The sequence below is a fragment of the Kibdelosporangium phytohabitans genome (assembly GCF_001302585.1).
Lineage (GTDB): Bacteria > Actinomycetota > Actinomycetes > Mycobacteriales > Pseudonocardiaceae > Kibdelosporangium > Kibdelosporangium phytohabitans.
In genome coordinates this window covers 5,266,424-5,285,461 of sequence record NZ_CP012752.1, presented here as the reverse complement: position 1 = coordinate 5,285,461, position 19,038 = coordinate 5,266,424, and the positions used below count along the sequence as shown (strand labels likewise).

General features: G+C 69.9%; 17 protein-coding genes. 11 read left to right on the top strand and 6 right to left on the bottom strand.

Translation table 11 applies throughout. The features are described from left to right. The first annotated feature begins 86 nt into the window (after positions 1–86). Positions 87–794, top strand: coding sequence for a S1 family peptidase (locus AOZ06_RS24040; RefSeq protein WP_054291468.1), 708 nt, complete (start codon positions 87–89; stop codon positions 792–794). Between the two features lies 1 nt (position 795). Here AOZ06_RS24040 and AOZ06_RS24035 read toward each other — a convergent pair whose 3' ends face one another. Continuing rightward, entirely contained in the window at positions 796–1,023 is a 228-nt protein-coding gene (locus tag AOZ06_RS24035; RefSeq protein ID WP_157233206.1) for a hypothetical protein, read from the bottom strand. Between the two features lie 317 nt (positions 1,024–1,340). Further along, the gene (locus AOZ06_RS24030) at positions 1,341–2,267 is read right to left on the bottom strand and encodes a hypothetical protein (RefSeq protein ID WP_236952362.1); all 927 of its coding nucleotides are present in this window, start codon (positions 2,265–2,267) and stop codon (positions 1,341–1,343) included. Positions 2,268–2,526: 259 nt separating this feature from the next. Here AOZ06_RS24030 and AOZ06_RS24025 point away from each other — a divergent pair, with 259 nt between their 5' ends. Genes AOZ06_RS24025 through AOZ06_RS24010 form a run of 4 tightly spaced genes read left to right on the top strand, consistent with a single transcriptional unit; the run spans position 2,527 to position 7,583 of the window. After that, on the top strand, positions 2,527–4,668 hold the full coding sequence (locus tag AOZ06_RS24025; RefSeq protein ID WP_157233205.1) for a HAMP domain-containing protein: 2,142 nt from the start codon (positions 2,527–2,529) through the stop codon (positions 4,666–4,668). A gap of 16 nt (positions 4,669–4,684) precedes the next feature. Then, positions 4,685–6,067 carry a poly-gamma-glutamate synthase PgsB gene (gene pgsB, locus AOZ06_RS24020; RefSeq protein ID WP_236952361.1) on the top strand — a complete coding sequence of 461 codons (1,383 nt, stop codon included), beginning with the start codon at positions 4,685–4,687 and terminating at the stop codon, positions 6,065–6,067. Beyond that, positions 6,064–6,543 (top strand): poly-gamma-glutamate biosynthesis protein PgsC/CapC, encoded by a 480-nt coding sequence (locus tag AOZ06_RS24015; RefSeq protein WP_054291464.1) that lies wholly within the window; start codon positions 6,064–6,066, stop codon positions 6,541–6,543. The genes pgsB and AOZ06_RS24015 overlap by 4 nt, the downstream gene beginning before the upstream one ends. An 8-nt stretch (positions 6,544–6,551) precedes the next feature. Next, on the top strand, positions 6,552–7,583 hold the full coding sequence (locus tag AOZ06_RS24010; protein WP_054291463.1) for an NlpC/P60 family protein: 1,032 nt from the start codon (positions 6,552–6,554) through the stop codon (positions 7,581–7,583). A gap of 4 nt (positions 7,584–7,587) precedes the next feature. Here the strand turns inward: AOZ06_RS24010 and AOZ06_RS24005 are convergent, their stop codons facing one another. The 4 genes from AOZ06_RS24005 to AOZ06_RS23990 form a co-directional block, all read right to left on the bottom strand. Next, positions 7,588–8,364, bottom strand: a complete 777-nt coding sequence (locus AOZ06_RS24005; protein ID WP_157233204.1) for a hypothetical protein — start codon at positions 8,362–8,364, stop codon at positions 7,588–7,590. Positions 8,365–8,416: 52 nt separating this feature from the next. Then, on the bottom strand, positions 8,417–9,112 hold the full coding sequence (locus AOZ06_RS24000) for a cupin domain-containing protein (protein ID WP_054291461.1): 696 nt from the start codon (positions 9,110–9,112) through the stop codon (positions 8,417–8,419). Positions 9,113–9,118: 6 nt separating this feature from the next. Beyond that, the gene (locus AOZ06_RS23995) at positions 9,119–10,255 is read right to left on the bottom strand and encodes an aminotransferase class V-fold PLP-dependent enzyme (RefSeq protein ID WP_054291460.1); all 1,137 of its coding nucleotides are present in this window, start codon (positions 10,253–10,255) and stop codon (positions 9,119–9,121) included. A gap of 80 nt (positions 10,256–10,335) precedes the next feature. Then, on the bottom strand, positions 10,336–10,929 hold the full coding sequence (locus AOZ06_RS23990) for a helix-turn-helix domain-containing protein (RefSeq protein WP_236952360.1): 594 nt from the start codon (positions 10,927–10,929) through the stop codon (positions 10,336–10,338). Positions 10,930–11,022: 93 nt separating this feature from the next. Between AOZ06_RS23990 and AOZ06_RS23985 the strand changes: the two genes are divergently transcribed. The 6 genes from AOZ06_RS23985 to AOZ06_RS23960 all read left to right on the top strand — a co-directional run bounded on the left by AOZ06_RS23985 (position 11,023) and on the right by AOZ06_RS23960 (position 19,027). Continuing rightward, positions 11,023–12,393 carry an amino acid permease gene (locus tag AOZ06_RS23985; protein WP_054291458.1) on the top strand — a complete coding sequence of 457 codons (1,371 nt, stop codon included), beginning with the start codon at positions 11,023–11,025 and terminating at the stop codon, positions 12,391–12,393. Positions 12,394–12,489: 96 nt separating this feature from the next. After that, complete coding sequence (locus AOZ06_RS23980) at positions 12,490–13,557, top strand: serine/threonine-protein kinase (protein ID WP_054291457.1); 1,068 nt, start codon at positions 12,490–12,492, stop codon at positions 13,555–13,557. Next, on the top strand, positions 13,554–15,143 hold the full coding sequence (locus AOZ06_RS23975) for a hypothetical protein (protein ID WP_054291456.1): 1,590 nt from the start codon (positions 13,554–13,556) through the stop codon (positions 15,141–15,143). Before AOZ06_RS23980 ends, AOZ06_RS23975 begins: the two co-directional genes overlap by 4 nt. Next, the gene (locus AOZ06_RS23970; protein ID WP_157233203.1) at positions 15,140–15,652 is read left to right on the top strand and encodes a hypothetical protein; all 513 of its coding nucleotides are present in this window, start codon (positions 15,140–15,142) and stop codon (positions 15,650–15,652) included. The genes AOZ06_RS23975 and AOZ06_RS23970 overlap by 4 nt, the downstream gene beginning before the upstream one ends. Beyond that, positions 15,645–18,140 carry an Hsp70 family protein gene (locus AOZ06_RS23965; RefSeq protein ID WP_054291454.1) on the top strand — a complete coding sequence of 832 codons (2,496 nt, stop codon included), beginning with the start codon at positions 15,645–15,647 and terminating at the stop codon, positions 18,138–18,140. The genes AOZ06_RS23970 and AOZ06_RS23965 overlap by 8 nt, the downstream gene beginning before the upstream one ends. Beyond that, positions 18,137–19,027 carry an OmpA family protein gene (locus AOZ06_RS23960; protein ID WP_054291453.1) on the top strand — a complete coding sequence of 297 codons (891 nt, stop codon included), beginning with the start codon at positions 18,137–18,139 and terminating at the stop codon, positions 19,025–19,027. Before AOZ06_RS23965 ends, AOZ06_RS23960 begins: the two co-directional genes overlap by 4 nt. Positions 19,028–19,038: the final 11 nt, after the last annotated feature.

The following is a 19,038-nucleotide window of genomic DNA, read 5'->3' as shown; positions in this document are numbered from 1 at the left end:
GACGATCGACGGGTCACCGCGTGGTGGGGTTGTGACTAGCATCGGAACCGGCGCGACAGTGAACCGTTTCCCGTCTGGAGTCACGCATGCGCCGCCGCCTTCTGCTCCTGCTCGGAGCCGCGCTCGTCCTGCCGTTCCCGACCCTCCCGGCAGCCGCCGGCCCGTTGATCATCGGTGGCCGGAACGCCACCGAGACGTACTCGTGGATGGTGTCGCTGCAAAGCTCACCAGGCAGGCACTTCTGCACAGGTACGCTGGTCAGCCCCCGCTGGGTGGTCACCGCGAACCACTGCCTGCGCGGACACTTCCAGGTCCGCGTCGGCAGCAACAGCCTGACCAGCGGTGGGCAGACAGCGGGAATGGCCGCGATCGCCGTCGGCCCGGACGACGTGGGCCTGGTGCAACTCGACCGCGCGGTGACCTTGGCGCCCGCGAAGATCCCGACGACCCCGGTGGCCGTGGGTGCGCCGCTGCGGATCCTGGGCTGGGGCGTGACGTGTGACCCCGGGTGCCAACCGCCGCAGACCAACCAGGAACTGGACACGTCACTGCTCGCGGACAGCTCGTGCAGCGGCATAACGGCAGCGGGCGAGCTGTGCATGGACAACCCCAACAAGACCGGCCCCTGCTACGGCGACTCCGGCGGCCCAGCGGTGCAGAAGGTCAACGGCGAGTGGACGGTCGTCGGCGCCACCAGCCGCGCCGGCGGTCCCGGCCGATGCGGCCAAAGCCCATCGGTGTACGGGGACCTGGTGGCACACCGGACGTTCATCACCACGTACGCCAACAGTTAGGTCAGTCGCGCATCGCCATGAGAGAGACCGTCTGGCTGGCGCCGGACGAATCCACCAGAACGCTGAACCTGTCCCTGCCGTTGGCAGCGGCGACGGTGTGGTACGGGTATTCCTTGGCGGGATCGATGGCCCACCCGAAAGCCGGCGGCGCCGAGGACAACGCCGTATGGCCGCCTTTGGTGGCCGACTCCGTGTGCTTGCCGCCGATCCCGGCGATGAACTTTCGCACACAGGCCCCGTAGGCCCTGAAGGTCAGGTACATCGACGACCCACGGGTGATCCCCTCGAACGCGGCGTACCGGATGTCCGGTGCGCCGCAGGCGGTGGCGCCAGCGCGTACTTCTCCAGCGCACCCTCCAAAGTGGGCGCCCCGTCGTTCTCCGCGTACGCACGCGAGCTCTCCCGCTCGGCACGCAACCCTCCCCAGTGCCCCGCTCTCCGCACCGAGTCTGCCAGCCGCCGCACCACGTCCGCGCATGACCGAGAACCTTCACAAACCCTGCACACAACGAACACCGTGTTCACCGGCTCGCGTGCAGGCGAGGGCTACTTCTTCATCGCATCCGCGATGGCACGGACCAGGCGCGACGACATGGCGTTGTCGTCGCGGACCGTGCGGTTGATCTCCACGTGCAGGAACACTGTGCCGTTCTCGGCGGCGTTGCGGCCCTGCTGGTTGCGGGTGCCTTCCAGTTTGCCGCAGTCCTTCGACCACGCGCGACACACGGCGAGCCCCGCGTTGGCCAGGTTGTCCGCGGTTTCGCGGACGAGCGGGTTCGGTTCTCCCGCTCCTGGGGAGATCACGATGTCGGTGCCCTCGAGTGTTTTGTCGTGGAAGCCGTGGAGTTGCACTTGGGGGATGTCGCGGCTGCCCAGTTCCACCGCGAGTGCGTGGAACAGGGAGTCGTTCCGGTGTGCCACGTCGCCCGCGCCGTCTTCCGCGCGGCGGTGTGTTCCCGACATCAGCAGGACCGATCCGGGCACCTGGCGGAAGAGGTCCACGCCGATTCGTTCTGTGCCGAGGTCGAAGTTGGGGTGTGGCACCTCGACCACGAGGCTCAGTGGTGCCGAGGTGTCGATCAGGTAGACGCCCCACGCACGATCGCTGTCGGGTTCGTTGACCACGAGGGTGTACCGGCGGTTGGTCACCGGGTCGGTTCCGTCGGAGACGGTGAATCCCAATGGCATCAGGTCCTGCGTCGCCCGTGGCAGCTGGCCGTCGATCAGTCCGGTCAGCCCGGCGATGGCCTGTTTTCGTTCGGCCGACGTCGGTGGCCGGTACGACGCGTCTTCGGAGAGGTCCGCTGCCAGGCCACGCAGCCGGTCAGCCGGATCACCCGTGGGACGCGATACATCCGCTGATTGGACGTCGGATGAACCGATACCGCTGATGCCGACCACTACCCCCACAGCCGCCAGGAGCGCGGCCATCACCCATAGCGTGCGCACCTTGCGCCGTGTACTTTCTGTCACCGCATCGCAGTCTATACATCCCTACGAGTGTGACTAGTATCACGAAAGTTATCGAACGTGTGACACTGTTTGACCGTTTTGCGATGCGCTGGTGGGGACGGCTGCTCGATGTGACCCATCGGGTACCGGGGGTCAACTGACCATCGCAACGGGGTGGATTGTGAAAACCAGGGGTGGTGGCACCATCCGGGCTCGTCGATGCCTGGAGGACCACTTACCGGAGAGCGGATTTCCCTCCGGTGTCGGCACGCCGTCGAGCGTGCTGCTTGTACTTGTGTTCCTGCTCGCCGGGTTCGTCGTGCTGCAACTGCGGACGACCGACCCCGGCACCGTGCCGGACGAGGTGGTGGAGTCACAGCAACACCTCGTCGAAAGCGTGGCACGGTCGGTCGGCGCCAGCGCGACGCAAGGCGTGAGCGATCTGAGCACCGTGGCAGTACTGCCTGAGGCGAAGCCCGAGCAGGTGCTCACCCAGCTGCAGCAGAGCCACCCGAAGTGGCGCGGGATGGCGTTGCTCGACGCGGCCACCCGCAAACTCGTTGCCGCGCAGGGCGAACCAGTCCCTGTCGAGGCCGTTCCCGACGCTGTGTCCGAACCGACGGTCACGCCGGTGGTACGCGCGGCGGGCGACGTCAGGATGCTGGTGGTCCACCCGCTGGCCAACCGCCCGGGGTGGGTGCTGGTCGCGTCCAGCTCGACCGGGATCCCGAACACCCCGCTGAACGGCGACCTGCGCCAAGGCCTGCTGTTGCTGGCCACCCGGACCGGCGAGGTCATCGACACGCGGGGCACGTCGGTGAAGGCCGACGACAAGCCACTGCAGACCCTGCTGGACCGCGCCAAAACCGCTGCGGGTGGCGCGAGCGGCATCGTCGTGGGCGACCCGGCACCGGACACGCGGCAAGGGCAAGGAGTCGTGGCCGGGCGCGAAGTCGCCCCCGTCGTCGCGTACGCCCCCGTGTCCACCGACACCCTGTCGGGAACGCTCGGTCTCGCAGTGCTTTCCGTCGTGCACGCGCCGGTGGGTGAGCCCTCGTCGTCCTGGCCCGGTCTCACGGTCGCCGCCGCGCTGGTCTTCGTCGGCCTGCTCGGCTTCGGCCTCGTCCGCTGGGCCATGGTCTGGCCGGTGCGCGGGCTGCGGGCGGACGTGCTGGCGGTGGCGGGCGGCAACCTCAAGCGCAAAGTCCGCCGGTCCCACGCCTCCGAGGTCGCCCGGATCGCCCACGCCGTCGACCACTGCCGCACCGAACTGGGCGGCAAGAAGGCCAAGCGCCGCGGGCCACGCGGCACGTGGTCGGTCCGCATCCCGGTCACGCTGGCCGCGCTCAGCCTGCTCGGGTGGTCCGGCTGGACGACCTGGACGCAGGGCCGTGTCGACGTCGACGTGCCGCAGCCGGTGATCGCCAACAGCCGCAGTCAGCTCGGCAACACGGCGGACGCCGTGCGGCGCAGCGTCAACGACGGGTTCGTGGACCTGCGCGCGGTGACCGGCCTCGCGGGCGGCAAGACGCCTGACGCGCTGCGCTCGACTGTGCAGCAACTGGCGGAGCGGCACGCGCGTTACCGCAGCGTCTACATCGTCGACAAGACCGGTGGTCTGGCGGTTTCGGCCGGACGCTCACCGCTGCGCAAGGCAGCCGAGATCAGCGGCGACGGTGGCGTCCGGCTGGAGGACACGACCGGCCGCGTGCCCGTGCTCTTCGCGCACGCGCCGCTGCCGGACGGCCAGCACAGGCTGGTCGCGGAGTTCGACGTCGACCACATCGTCACCCTGCTGCAACGGTCGCCTGGACAGGTGCGCCTGGTGGACGCCGAGATGCGGACCATCGTCGCTACCGACGGATTCGTCGCGTTCCAGCACATACCCGACGGCCACCTGCGGGACAGCGTCACCGAGGCACTCGCGGGAAAGCCGAAAGCGACGGTGCACGGCGCCGGAACCGGCCGGACTGTCGTGGCCTCACGGGCGATCGAGGGCCACGGTGTCGTGTCGGCGTTGCGGTGGACGGTCGTCGCCGAGCAACCGGCGAGCGAACTGGACCTGGCGAGCAACGAGGTCCGGCGTGCCGCGCTGGTCGCGGCGCTGATCGGGGTGATCCTGGCGCTGATGTTGTTCGCCTGGCACGAGTTGGTGCTGGTACGTCCGTTGCGCGCGGCCGCGAAGGCGGCTGACAAGCTGGCCGAGGGGGACTCCAGGAGCGTCATCTTCCCCACCAGGCAGGACCAGATCGGCACCATCGCGTCGTGCCTGGAGTTCTGCAGGCAGGCACTGGTCGACGGAGCGGGCAGGCTCGGTGCCGTGCGGCGGCCGTCCGGTGCCGCGACGGACGCGACCGAGCTGATCCCTGTCGTGCCCGACACGGACGAAGATCGCTCACCTCGGCGTAAGGCACAGGTCTGACTTGCTGTACTTGTTCGTGGTCCTGATTCTGTGCTGCCTGGGTTTGCTGGTCGCCGGTGTGCTCGAGCAGCGCAGGCACTACGCCAACCTCGACCAGATCCCCGCCCGCGTGCTCGTCAACGGCATCCGCGGCAAGAGTTCGATCACCCGGCTGTGCGCCGGTGCGCTGCGGGGCGGCGGTCTGGTGACCGTCGCCAAGACCACCGGCACGGCGGCCCGGTTCATCCACCCCGACAGCCACGAGGAGCCGGTGTACCGGAAGTTCGGCATCGCCAACGTGGTCGAGCAGATCGGGATCGTGCGCCGGGCGGCGGCGTACCACCCGGACGCCATGGTGATCGAATGCATGGCGGTGATGCCGGACCTGCAGGAGATCAACCAGACCAAGCTGATCAAGTCGACCATCGGCGTGCTGTGCAACGTCCGCGAGGACCACCTGGCCGAGATGGGCCCGACCCTGGACGACGTGGCCCGGTCGCTGAGCCGGTCCATGCCGGTCGGCGGCATCTGCGTCACGGCCGAGAAGGAACGGCTGCACATCCTCAAGGAGGAAGCCGAACGCCGCGACTGCGAACTGATCGCCGTCGACCCCGAGTCGGTGACCGACGAGCAGATGGCCGGATTCAGCTGGATCACCTTCAAGGAGAACGTCGCCATCGCGCTCGCCGTCGCCGACCTGCTCGGTGTCAACCCGCAGTCCGCGCTGGCCGGGATGTGGGCCGCTCCGCCGGATCCCGGTGTGCTGAGCGTGCAGCGCTACCGGTCGGGCGGCAAGGTCCTGCACTTCGCCAACGTCTTCGCGGCCAACGACCCGGAATCGACCCTGATGAACATCGAGCAGTTGCTCGACCAGCGCGCCATCCAACGGCCGCTGCACGTGGTGATCAACTGCCGTCCCGACCGGGTGGAGCGCAACGGCCAGATGGGGTCGATCATCCCGAAGATCGACCCGGAGCGGGTGATCCTGATCGGCGAGCCGACGCGCAGCGCACGCGTGGCGATCCCCGACTCGTGGGAAGGCGAGACGGTCGACCTCGGCGGGCGGCGCGACGGGGACGAGATCCTCGGCTCGATCATCGACGGGATCGACCAGCACGCGTCCCTCGTGGCGATCGGCAACATCCACGGTCAGGGCGAGATCCTGCTGGAACGACTGGAAACACTGGACAAGGCCGAGTCTGAACAGCGGTCAAGGCCACGGACGGTGACCGGTATCCGGCCGGTCCGGCCACGTCCCCGGCCCGCGGCGCCCCGCCGGCCCGGCGTGGAACGGGTCACCGGCACGCTGGAGGTGCCGCAGCATCCCCGGCAACGTCCACGGCCCGCGCAGCCTCCCCCACCGCCGGCACCGCAACGGCCCCGCGACTCCCGGCACCGGCGCGGGGAGGACGGCCGGTGATCCAGGGCCTGCAACCCGAGGTGGCCACCCTGGGCCTGGCCATCGGCCTGGTCTTCTCGCTCGTCTGCTACCTCACGACCAACCTGTCCCCGGGTGGCATGATCACACCGGGGTGGCTCGCGCTGACCTTGCTGGAGGACTACCGGCTGGGTGCGCTGATCGTGCTGACCACGTCGCTCGCCTATGGTGTGACGCTGCTGTTGCAGCGGTTCGTGATCCTCTACGGCAAGCGGCTGTTCGCCGCGGTGGTGCTCACCGGTGTGCTGCTGCAGACGACGGCGTTCATCCTGATCCAGCACGACCTGCCGTTGTTGTTCGTCCACCAGACGCTGGGTTTCGTCGTGCCGGGCCTGATCGCCTACCAACTGGTCCGGCAGCCGCCGATGGCTACGGTGCTCGCGACCGGTGGCGTGAGCTTCCTCAGCTACGGCGTCCTGGTGAGCGGAGTTCTCGTCGGCCTGATTCCGGGCACGTGAGGGGAAAGATGGCACGCGGGAAGAAGTGGCCGCAGAGCGTGCGGACGGCTGTGCTGATCACCGTGATCGCGGTGTCCGGCACAGCGTCGGTGTACTTCGGTTCGCAGCAGCGCGACGAGGAGACCCGCGGAAAGGCCGTGTCGATCGATCGCATGGGCGGTGGGAACACGAACTACTCCTATGACCGGCTGGAGAACCCGCCCCGGACCGTCGTGCGTGACGGCCGCGGCCGCATCGTCGCGACCTTGACCGACGGTGCTCGTTCCGTGGCGCTCACAGGCAAGGGGCGCACGTTCGAGGAACCACGCGCCACCGAGGCGAAGATCAACACCAACGTGTGGGTACGCCTGCTGCCCGACTACTGGAAGAGCGGCGAGGAGAACGCCGCCTGGTTCCGCCCGTGGCTGGACAAGGCGCTCGCGGACACCTCGCCCGACATGTTCGCCATATCCATGCAGTACATCGAGGGCGCGTCCGCCGAGAAGGACGCCAAAGGCGTCCGGTTCCGCGGGGACGCCTCCTTCGGGCCGATCGCGCCGTCCGGCGCCGGCCGGCTGGAGCGCTCCGACTTCTTCCAGTACCTCGGCGTGCCGTGGAGCTTCGTCGACGGCGTCAAGTACACGCCCGACACCGACCGGTACGGCGCCGTCGACTGTTCCGGGTTCGTCCGCCTGGTGTACGGATACCGGATGGGCTACCCGATGCGGGGCGTCAACACCCGCGGCCCGGGGCTGCCGCGGCGCGCGTACGCCATCGCCGAGTTCGGCCCCGGCGTCTCGATCATCCCCAACCGCAAGCAGCGCAACACGAGCTACGACCTGCTGCAGCCGGGCGACCTGATCTTCTTCGAGGTCGAGGACGACGAGGACCAGCTCGACCACACGGGCATCTACCTCGGCATCGACTCCGAGGGCCACCACCGGTTCATCTCCAGCCGCGAAAGGATCAACGGCCCGACCATGGGCGACACCGGCGGCGCCTCCCTGCTCGACGGCAACGGCAAGTACGCACAGGGATTCCGCGCGGCCCGCCGGATCTGACGGTTCAGAGCGCGTCGAGGAACTGCCGGGTCTGGGCCACCCACGGCTGGCTCGCCGCGTCGGGCGGCGGGTTGCGGACGGGGCCCCAGATGACGAACCCGTTCGTGCCTTCCCGGAGCAGGGCGTCGAGCTGGGCACGCCACCGGTCACCGGGTACCCACGCGCCCGGCTGGCCGGTCTCGTACTGCGGCCAGATGTACGCGATCACCGGCTTGGCCGGGTCGATCCTGCGGGCTTTCCCGATCCGGGCACGCAACCGGGCGGTCCACGTCCCGTGCGTGTAGTCCGTGCCGGTGTAGAGCTGCGGGAAGAACGCGCTTTCCAGGCGTGCCAGGTCCTTGGCCTGCTGCTCGAACCTCAGGTCGACCTCGTTGAGGAACTTGTACGCGCCCACGATCTGCCCCGGCCGGGCTTCCGCCCGTGCCCACGTCAGCAGCTTGGTCCAGATCGCCACCCGGCGTTCGACCGGCGGTTGGCGGTTGTCGTCGCGCAGCCAGATGTTCTCGAAGTCCAGCACGATCGGGCCGGGGCTGCGTTCGGCCGCCCGCCGCGCCACGGTGCGGAACTCGCTTTCCGGCGGCAGGTTCCCGGCGCTGGTCAGTTCCAGCCAGCCGGGGTGCTCGATCTGGCGGATGAGGTTCACGTCGACCAGCTTCAACGCGACACCGGCGTAGTTGTGGTTGTCGTAGGCGGTGAACTGCGCGCTGTGCGCGGACGCGGGCGCCGCCACGGCGAGCAGTGGCACGCAGGCCGCCAGCAGTGCGCTCAGACGTCGTCTCATGCCCATCCCCCGCTTGGTGATCACGTCCTCTCCGAGCCTACCCGGCGGCCGATCACTCCACGGGGAAGTTCTGCGCCGGGCTGCCGACGGGCGTGAACACCCCGAGCAGTCGCAGGAAGCCGTCCTGGAGGTTCTCCACGCGGTGGTGCACGCCCGCGGGCAGGGAGAAGCAGCTGCCCGGGCCGATCACGGACATCTCGCCCGCGATCTCCACCTTGCCGCAACCGCTCACCACGAACGCCATCTCGCTGTACGGGTGGTAGCGCAGCGGTGTGCGGACCGGCGGGATGCAGCCGAGGAACTGGGTCACCCCGGAGCATCCGCTGTCCGGGTCGAACAGCACCTGGAACTCCCGCCGGCTCACGGCGTCCTGTGTGGACTGGCCGGCCAGGTCGACGGTCGGTCGCGGCGCGTCGCACTCGACCTCGGGATCGGTGTTGGCGGACACCGACACCAGCACCATCTCTCCGGTGGCGGTGATCTCGTAGGTATCGCTGCCGACAATCAGCGCGGCAGACTCCGGGCGCAGCGCGTGATCGCCGTCCGCCCGGTGCAGTACGCCTTCGCCGGACAGGACGTACAGCGTTTCCAGCCGGTCCGCGCCGGGCGACCGCACTGCGGACCGGCCCGGCCGGCAACGCAGGACTGCCTGGTTCAGACCGGTGCCCGCGTCCTCGTCCGCCGCGTGCACCAGCATCGTGCCGGTTGGGGACGGTTCGATGTCGGCGTAGTGGAAGACCTTGCTCATGATCCCTCAACTCCCGGAGCGGTAGTCGGCGATCGCGGAACACAGGGCGTCTACATCGGACTCATTGTTGTAGTAGTGGTACGACAGGCGCAGCACGGCACCTCGCGGCGCGGTGATGATCCGCCGCTCGGCGAGGTACGCGGCCAACCGGTCGGGATTGTCGTCGACGAGCGCGACCTGGGGACCGATGGGCGACTCGGGCAGCCAGAGCCGCTCCCCCGCGCCCAGCAACCGTTCGGCCGTCGACGCCGCCAGGCCGGTGACGTGCCTGCCGACCTCGTGGACGTCCACTCTGGACAGCAGGCGCATCCCGGCGTTGGCCGCGTACACGGACGGGATGGCCGGTGTCCCGGTCTCGAACCGGCGGGCGTTGGCCGGGAAGTCGGCCGTCCTCGGGTCGAAGCCGAACGGGTCCACGCGACCGAACCAGCCCGTCAACTGCGGTGGCACGTCGTCGGCGATGCCGTCCCGGACGTAGAGGAACGCGACACCGGGCAGGCCGAGCATGTACTTCAACGCGCCGGACACCAGGTAGTCGCAGTCCAGTTCCCGCACGTCGACCGGCAGCACGCCGGTGGCCTGGTACGCGTCCACGAACACCTTCGCACCGGCCTCGCGGGCGCGGGCGACCGCCGCCACGACCGGCATCCGCGCGCCGTTGCGGTACGAGGCCGCAGGAATCGACACCAGTGCCGCGCGTTCGTCGATCGCGGCGACCAGTTCGTCCGCGTCGACCGTGGCACCCCGCTCCGGCACGTGGACGACCTGCGCGCCACGAGCCGCCTGCGCCAGCCACACGTGCCCGATCGACGGGAACTCCATATCCGTGGTGACGACGACCGGCCGCGCTGACCAGTCCTGAGTGGACGCCACCTGGTAGGCGCCATCGGAAGCGCACGGCACCATCGCGACCTCGTCGTCGGCCGCGCCGATCAGGGCGGCGAACCGTCGGCGGGCCTGGGCCACCTCACCCATCCACGCGTCCCACGGCGCCCCTTGCCGCGCCATGCCGGCGGTCAGCTCGGCGAGCGCCGCCTGCAGTTCGCCCGACAACGCGCCCTGGCTGCACGCGGCCAGGTGGACGACGCCGGACAGCATCGGGAAGTTGTCGCGGAACTGGTCGCTGGTGAGTTTCGCTGGCATCGTCCCTCACTAAACGCGTTTAGTGTGACTAAAGCCCAGCGTAGGAACCGGGCCGACCGGCGTCAACGGGTCCAGCCGGCTCAGTAGCTCGGTGGCGTGACCGCGAGCAGGAAGCGGACCGGTTTGGCGGTCTCGTTGAGGTAGCGGTGCGGGTTGCGGGAGTCGAACGTCGCGCTGTCCCCGGCTTTCAGGACGAAACGGTCGTCGTTCACCTCGACCACCAGGCGACCGGTCAGCACCACCACGCACTCGTCGGACGGGTGCGTCCAGCCCGGATCCGATGACGCCGCGCCCGGCTCCAGCACGCCCTCCAGCACCTCGACACGGCCGGCTCCCGCCGACACTCGCTCGTACACGATCTCGCTGTGCGGGGACCGGACGGTCATCCGGCGGTCCTTGCGCACCACCGCGACCGGTTCCGCGCCGGACTCCCGGAACAGGCTGAACACCGGCGTGTCCAGCACCTTGGCGATCCGCCGGACGGTTTCCAGGCTGGGGTCGGTGATCCCCCGCTCCACCTGGCTGATCATGCCGACGGACACGTCCGCCGCCCTGGCCAGCTCGGTCGCCGTCATCGACCGGGCGGTGCGCAGTTCGCGGATCCGTTCGCCGATCATCCCGTTCCCCCGTCCGCCACCGCGCTCGTGCAGGAAGACTAAACCGGGTTCAGCCACACTGCCACCGCGCCCGGCGTTGACACGGTCCGGCGCCGGTCGCACACTGCCTGAAACCTTTTTAGCCCCACTGAAGCGGCTGGAGGGCCCCGGATGACCGTTCCACCGCCCTCGACGGACACCGGCGGCCTGCGGCGCGCGCTCACCGGCAGACAGCTGAGCATGATGGGGCTCGGCGGCGCGATCGGCACCGGGTTGTTCCTCGGGTCGGCGCTCGCGATATCCCAGGCCGGGCCCGCGACCATCGTGGCGTACGCGCTGTGCGCGCTGGTGGCGTTCGTCATCGCGTGGGCGCTGGCCGAGATGGTCGTCGTCCACCCGGAAGCCGGGTCGTTCGGTGCCATCGCGCAGCGGTACCTCGGTCCGCTGGCGGGGTTCGTGCAGCGCTGGACGTACTGGACGATCCAGGTCATCGCGATCGGCGGTGAGATCGTCGCGGCCGGGCTGTACGTCCGGTTCTGGTGGCCGCAGCTGCCGTTGTGGCTGCTCGTGGTCGTCTTCTCGGTGCTGGTGCTCGGTGCGAACACGCTGGCTGTGCGGTTCTTCGGCACGGTGGAGTACTGGTTCGCGATGATCAAGGTGATCGCGATCGTCGTCTTCGTCGGCCTCGGCCTGGTGCTGATCACCGTCGGCCTGCCGCGTTCCCCCGCGACCGGCCTGGCCAACCTGACCAGCCACGGCGGTTTCCTGCCCAACGGCATGGAAGGCCTGCTGCTGGCCATGGTGTTCGTGCTGTTCAGCTACATCGGTACCGAGATCGTCGCGGTGACCGCCGCCGAGTCGGAACGGCCCGAGCGCGACATCCCCCGTGCCGCGCGCCGGATGGTGCTGCGGCTGGTGCTGTTCTACGTCCTCGCGATCGCCATCGTGCTGGCGGTGGTGCCGTGGACCGTGACCGCGCACAGCGGCACCGTGGACACGAGCCCGTTCGTGCGCGTCTTCCAGAGCGCCGGCATCCCCGCCGCGGCCGGGATCACCAACTTCGTCGTCCTCACCGCCGCCTTGTCCAGCGCCAACACCAACCTGTACCTGACCACCCGGATGCTGCACTCGCTCGCGTCCGACAGGTACGCGCCCGCGTGGACCGGCAGGCTGAACCGGACAGGCGTGCCACGCAACGCGCTGGCGATGTCCGCGCTGGGGCTGGGGCTCGCCGCCACCCTGTCCGCCACGGCGGCCGACAGCGCCTATCTCGCGCTGTTCGGGATCTCGATCTTCGGCGCGCTGGTGGTGTGGATCCTGATCCTCGTCACGCACTCGGCGTTCCGGCGCGGCTCGGCCGACCCGTCGCCGGTCCGGCTGTGGGGCGCGCCCGTCACCTCCGGCCTGGCCCTGTTCCTGTTCGCCGTCATGGTGTCCACGGCGTTCATCGACGGCCTGGACACCGCGTGGATCGCGGCGCTGCCGTTCTTCGCGGTGCTGATCATCGCCCATGTCGTGATCACCCGGCGACGCGCACGCTGACCAGCGGTCACAGGCCCCGGGCGCGGTTCGGGAGCGGTCCCGCCGGTCGTGCGTACGGTGCCTCCCATCGCCGATGGGCTGGGAGGGACTTCCGTTGTGGCGGTGCTGGGGAGCGGGACACGGGTCACTGACACACTCGTGGTGGACCGCCTGCTCGGGGAAGGCGCCTACGCCGAGGTGTACCGGGTTCGCCACCGCTACCTCAGCTGGCAGGCGATGAAGGTGTTCAAGCAGGTGGCGACGCGTGCGGGCACCGACGCGCTGCTCGGCGAGGCGCGGCTGCTGTCCACCCTGGGGCACCCGAACATCGTCCGGCTCTTCGACGCGGGCACCCTGGACACGCCCGGGAGCCGCCGCGGCTACTTCACGATGGAGTACATCGCGGGCGGCAGCCTGCGACGGCTGGTTCGGGCCCATTCCCGGACGTCCGTGCCGCTGGACGCCGCGGTCCGCGTCATCGAGCAGATGACCGACGGGCTCGCCGCGGCGCACCGGCAGTCGCCGCCGATCCTGCACCGCGATCTGACGCTGGACAACGTGCTCGTCGGCTACGAGGAGTCCGGGATGCGCGTGCGGCTGTCCGACTTCGGCCTGTCCAAACGCGCCGACCCGCTCACCCGGCTGGCCAGCGCGCAGGGCACCTATGCGTTCATGGCGCCGGAAGTGCAGCGCGGGGAGGGCTATTCGACGGCTGGCGACGTGTGGGCGCTCGGCACGATCGCGTACGTCCTGCTCACCGGCAAGCACCCGTTCGACGACGGCAAACCGATGCACGTCTACGAGATGGACCGCTACCGGACGCCACCGCTGGCGCCGAGCAGGTTCAACGACAACGTGGACACCGGACTGGACCGCGTCGTGCTCGGCGCCCTCGCCACCGACCCGGCGAAACGCACTCGGGACGCGGTCACGCTCGCCGAGGCGTTGCGCGGGCGGCACAGGAGGTTGCCGAACTGGCCGGTGCTGCCCGAGTACGAGCCGCCTGCCGGTCCGGGCGAGCGGCGTGCCGCCGAACTCGTCCAGCGGGCGATGGAGCTCGCCAGGTATCCGGTGCGGTTGCGTGACGCGGCCGACCTGTTGGAGGAAGCGGTGTCCCTGTCGGCCATCCAGCGTGCCCGGCACATGAACCGGCTGGCCTTGTGGCGTCGAGGGGTGATGATGTGACTCAAGTCGATGAGGGGCGCAGCCGTGCGGCCGCCGCGCGGCTGCTCGAGGCGGCGAACCCGGACGTGTACCGGCGCAATCCGTTCCGCGTCACCGGCGTTGCGACGGACGCGCCCGCCCGGCGCGTGCGCCAGGAGCGGCAACGGGTGTTGAACGTCCTGGACCTGATGCCTGACGCCACCGTCGGCGACCAGGTCCTGCCGTTGCCGTCGCGACCTGCCCCGGATGAGGTACGGGCGGCGTTCGACGCTTTGCAGCGTCCGGACCAGCGCGTCATCGACGAGTTGTTCTGGTGGTGGGGTGAGCCGGGCGAGTGCGGGTGTGAGCCGGAGGTGCACACGCTGCACGACATCGCGGTGCGTGCCCACACCGAGGCCCTCGACCTGGAGGCCGCGCCGGGCTCGGACGACCCGGAAGCGCGCAGTGAGAGGTGGGTGGACGTGGCCGACGCCTGGGCAGACGCACTCGACGCCCCCGGTTTCTGGGCGCACGTACGGCATCGGGTCACCGCGCTCGCTGACCGCAGGCTTGGTGAGTCCACAGTGGATGGTTTGCGCGGCGCCATGGCGCGTGCGCTGATGAACCCGCAGGTGCTGCTGGCACGCAAGCCGGGCAACGGCGTCCTCGCCCGGCTGCTGGACACGTGGGACGTCGACGCCGAGGTGATCGACAACGCCCGCGCCGACGCGGCGGCACCCGTCTACGAGGCAGTCGAGGCGCAACTCACCGCGGTCGGCGACCTGCGCGACGACACCGCACCGCTGACCGCGGCCCGCCGTGCGCTGAGCGAACTGCCGGATCTGGCGAGAACGATGGAAGCCCTGGTGCCGCACGAGCGGTTCCGGCGGTCGGCCACGCTGCGCAACCGGATCTCGGTGATGCTGAACAACTGCGCCCTGCCGATCCGGGACAGCTCGGCCAAGCCCACTGTGGAGCTGAAGCAGGCACTGTTCGAGTACGCGATCGAGCTGGCCGTCGAAGCCGAGGACCAGCGGATCATCCGGGACAACCTCGACGACTTGCTGGCCGCCCAACGGTTCAGGCAGGCGGGCGGCTCGCTCGCCACGTCCCCGTGGGACCAGGTGAACACCCTGATCCGGACACGACGCGTCGACGACGCGATCAAACTGCTGCGCCGCATGCGCGACACCGAGACCCGGCCGGAGCGGCGCGCCGAGATCGAGTCCGCGCTCGCCCAGTTGACGCAAGCGAGAGCGGTGGTCGGGGGCGGGCAGCCCGCACCGTGGCGGTGGATGACCACGCTGGGGCTGTTCCTGGCTGCCATCGCGGCCGTGGTCTACCTGACGGACGTGACCTGGCACCTCGACATGTGGCTGGTCATGGCGGGCGGCGCGGTCGCCACGCTCGTGCTGACGTTCTTCGTCTGCACCACCGGATACCGGATGAGCATCGCGAGCAACCCGCTTGTCGGGTTGCTGACACTGGCCATCGCCGGGTACGCCGTCTGGGAGGTCCAGACCTACGGCCTGGCGCCGTTCTGGATGGCGCTCGCCGGGTTCACCATCCCGCTGGAGATCACGCTGCCCGCCGGGTTGTGGCTGGCGCAGAAATGGAACACCCGATGAGCGGACGCGACTTCCGGCGTGCCGAACGGGGGCAGCGCCGCCATCACCCGGAGTTCCGGATCGCCGCACCGGACTGGTCCGCCGAAGCCCGCACCCGGCTGCGCGCGCTGCTGGACGCCGCGACCGGGGCCGCGGCCCAGCCGTCGGCGGATGAGACCGAGCTGCACGAGAAAGACCTGGCCGAGGCGGCGACCAACCTGTGGCGCGCACGCAAACGGCTGGAGAGAACCACGAACGGCAGCAAGGAGACGCGGCACGCCGGGCGGCTGCTGCACGCCAGCCACGACGCGCTCGGCCGTGCCGGACTGGTCATCCAGGACCACGACGGGGCCGTCTACCACCCCGGTCACGTCCTGGAAGTCCTTGCGTTCCAGCAAGACCCGGCGTTCGAGCACGACGTGGTGATCGAGACCAAGCGCCCGTCGCTGTACCTGTCCGGCAGGCAGATCCAGATCGGCCAAGTGATCGTCGGCTGCCCGGTCACATCGGAGGACGACAACCATGCGTGACACCATCGATTTCGGCATCGACCTCGGCACGACCAACAGTGCGATGGCCGTCGTACAGGACGGCGAGGTCGCGGTGGTCAAGAACAACGACGGCTGGGACTACACGCCGTCAGCGGTGTGGATCCCCAAACCCGGCGTGATGTACGTCGGTCGCCGTGCGCGTGAACGGACCGAGCGCGACGTGGACAACGCGCACGCCGAGTTCAAACAGGAGATGGGCCTCGACGGCGTGGCCCGCAAGTTCCGCACCGCCGGGGTCTCGCTCACCCCGCAGCAACTGTCCGCCGAGGTGCTGAAATCGCTCCGGGCCGACGCGGCACACCAGTTCGGCGAAGCGCCCCCGGCCGCGGTGATCACCGTCCCCGCCGCGTTCCGGCTGCACCAGAACAACGCGACGAGCGAGGCGGCGGCACTGGCCGGGTTCGGTGCCTGCCCGTTGGTCCAGGAGCCGACAGCGGCCGCGTTCGCGTACGGCTTCCAGAACGAGAGCAGTCAGGCGTACTGGATGGTGTTCGACTTCGGCGGCGGCACGTTCGACGCCGCCGTGGTCAGCACGCACGAGGGCGAACTGCGCGTGCTCGACCACGCGGGCGACCCGCACCTGGGCGGCAAGCTGATCGACTGGGCGATCGTGGACCGGGTGCTGGCCCCGGTCGCGGCACGCGAATTCGGCCTCACCGGTTTCACCAGGGACGATCCGCGGTGGGTGGTGAACTTCACGCGGCTGAAGTGGGCCGCGGAGGAAGCCAAGATCTCCCTGTCCCGCACGGAGAAGGCCGAGCTCCTCGTCGACATCGACCTCGAGGACGGGCAGACGGAGTCGTTGGAGTACGCGCTGCGGCGCGACGAGCTCGACCGCGTGGCCGAGCCGTACTACAACCGCGCGATCACCTTGTGCCGTGAGGCGTTGACCACCGCCAACCTGCACCCCAGCGACATCGACCGGCTGCTGCTGGTCGGCGGGACGACGCTCGCGCCCGGCCTGCGTGAGCGGCTGGCCGACCCGGACTCCGGGCTGGGCATCGAACTGGACCACAGCCAGGACCCGTCGACGGTCGTGGCCCGCGGCGCGGCGGTGTTCGCCAGCACGGTTCCGCTGGATCGGCCCAAGGTGCGCCCCGCGGCCGGCGAGTTCGGCGTGGACCTGCGTTATCCGCGTACCACGAGCCTCACCGCCGTCACCGTCGCCGGGAAGGTCGAGGCGAGCGGGGCGCAGGACCTGACCGGCTACCACGTCCTGCTGGAGAACTCGACTGGCCGCCCGCCGTTCGTCACCGGCCGGATCAGCCTCGACGCGTCCGGCACGTTCGTCACCGAGGTGCAGGTCAACGAGCAGACGACGGCCACGTTCGAGATCCGGCTCGTCGGCCCGGACGGCCAGTCCGCGAAGATCACCCCGGACAGCATCTCGATCACGCACTGGCTCAACGAACCCGCGGGCCCGGTGCTGACCAACTCGATCGGACTGTCCCAGGCGGACAGGACCTTCGCGCCGATCCTGGCGAAGGGCGCGACGCTGCCCGCCACCGCACGGGAGATGTTCCACACCACGGTCGCGCTGCACCGGGCCGACGCGGCGGCGTGCATCCGGATCCCGATCGTGGAGGGCGAACGCGACCGCGCGGAGCGCAACATGCAGGTCGGGCTGATCGAGATCCGCCCGAAGGACGTGTCGATCGACCTGCCGAAGGGCAGTGACGTCGAAGTCACCATCGAGGTGGACGAATCCCGCCGGGTCACCGTGGTCGCCGACGTGCCGCTGGTCGACGAGCAGTTCGAAGCCGAGATCGACCTGAGCAACGTACGCCCGCCGGACGTGACCGCGTTGCAGCGCGAACTGCGTGAGGTCCAGCAACGGCTGGACCGGTTGCGTTCCCAGGTGGACCCCGGCTCGCACCGGGCGCAGAACCGCCTGGACGAGCTGGACTCGCAGCGCTCACTGAGCCTGGCCAAGACCGACGTGCGCAACGCGGCGACCGACGAGGGCAGCGCGGCGGCAGCGGACGCACGGCTGCGTGACATCCAGGCGGAGCTGGACGAGGTGGAGAACGACGTGCAGCTGCCGGGGCGGCTCGCCGAGCTCGACGGGGCGATCGCGCAGTGCCGTGAACTGGTCAGCAGGCACGGCGACACCGCGGACCGGGCGGAGCTGGCCGACATCGAACGCCGCGCCGAGCAGGTGCGGCGCGAACCGGCCACCGCCGTGGTGGACCAGCTGATGGACCGGGTGGCCGAACTGGAAACGCTGATGATGAAGCGGGACGGCACGCTGGACATCAGCATCTTCTACTGGTATCGGGCGAATCAGGACGTGCTGTCCCAGCCGGTCAAGGCACGCGCGTTGATCGCCGAGGGCGATGACGCGATCGCCGAGCGGGACTTCCGTTCCCTGCCGGGCATCAACCAGCGACTGCGCCGCCTCCTGCCCCCGGAGGTCGGCGACCCGGCGCAGGGCGGCGTCCAACGCCGGCAGGGCACGAGGCGATGACGGCGCACACCTCGCTGGCGATCGAGTTCGCCGTGGCCGAAGCAGCCGACCTGGCCAGGGCAGGCGACCACCGGGCAGCGCTGCGCACCCTGGACGGCCTCGACTCCGGACATCCGGCCGTGTCGGACCTGCGGGCACGCATCCACGCGCAGCTCGGCGAGTTCGCCGAAGCGGACGCGGCGTGGCGCCGTGTCCTCGTCACCGACAGCGAGCACGCGGGAGCAGTGGCCGGGACCAGGTTGATCGCCCAGATCACCGCGGGCAAGCAGCGGCCCCGTCCGTTCCCTGCCGGAGCAGTGGTGGCGGCCGGTGCCGCGGTCGTGGTCGTCGGCGCGGTGGCGGCAGTGACCGTCTACGCCTCCACCGACAGCGCACCGCCCGCCGCGGCGCCGCCGTCGTCCTCCGAGCCCTCGACACCTGCGCCACGGAGCACGCGCGCTGCGGAAACGTCGGCCACCGACCAGTTGCGCGGCCGGCTGGACACACTGGCCGCCCGCCTCGCCATGCCCGGCGTACACGTCGAACGGCGGGAACGCGACATCACGGTGCTGTTCGACCGTGGGCTTTTCCTGCCGGACGGGGCCCAACTGTCCCCCGCGGGCCGCCGTGACCTGACGCAGTGGGGCAATTCCCTTGCCGGGCAGGCGGTCCGGGTGAGCGTGTACGGCCACGGCGTGGTGGTCTCCGGCGGCCCCACGTCCGGCGGGTCAGCGGTGGCGGTCTCCCGTGCCGCTGCCGCCGCCAACGCACTGGCGGCTGCGTCCGGGTTGCCGCCGACGTCGTTCACGGCCGCTGCCGCCGACCAGTCGGCTCCCCCGTTCCCCGGCGCGGATCAGGACAGCCGGGCCCGCAACCGCACGGTCACGGTGGTGGTCAGTCCCCTCTGATCGGACAGGGG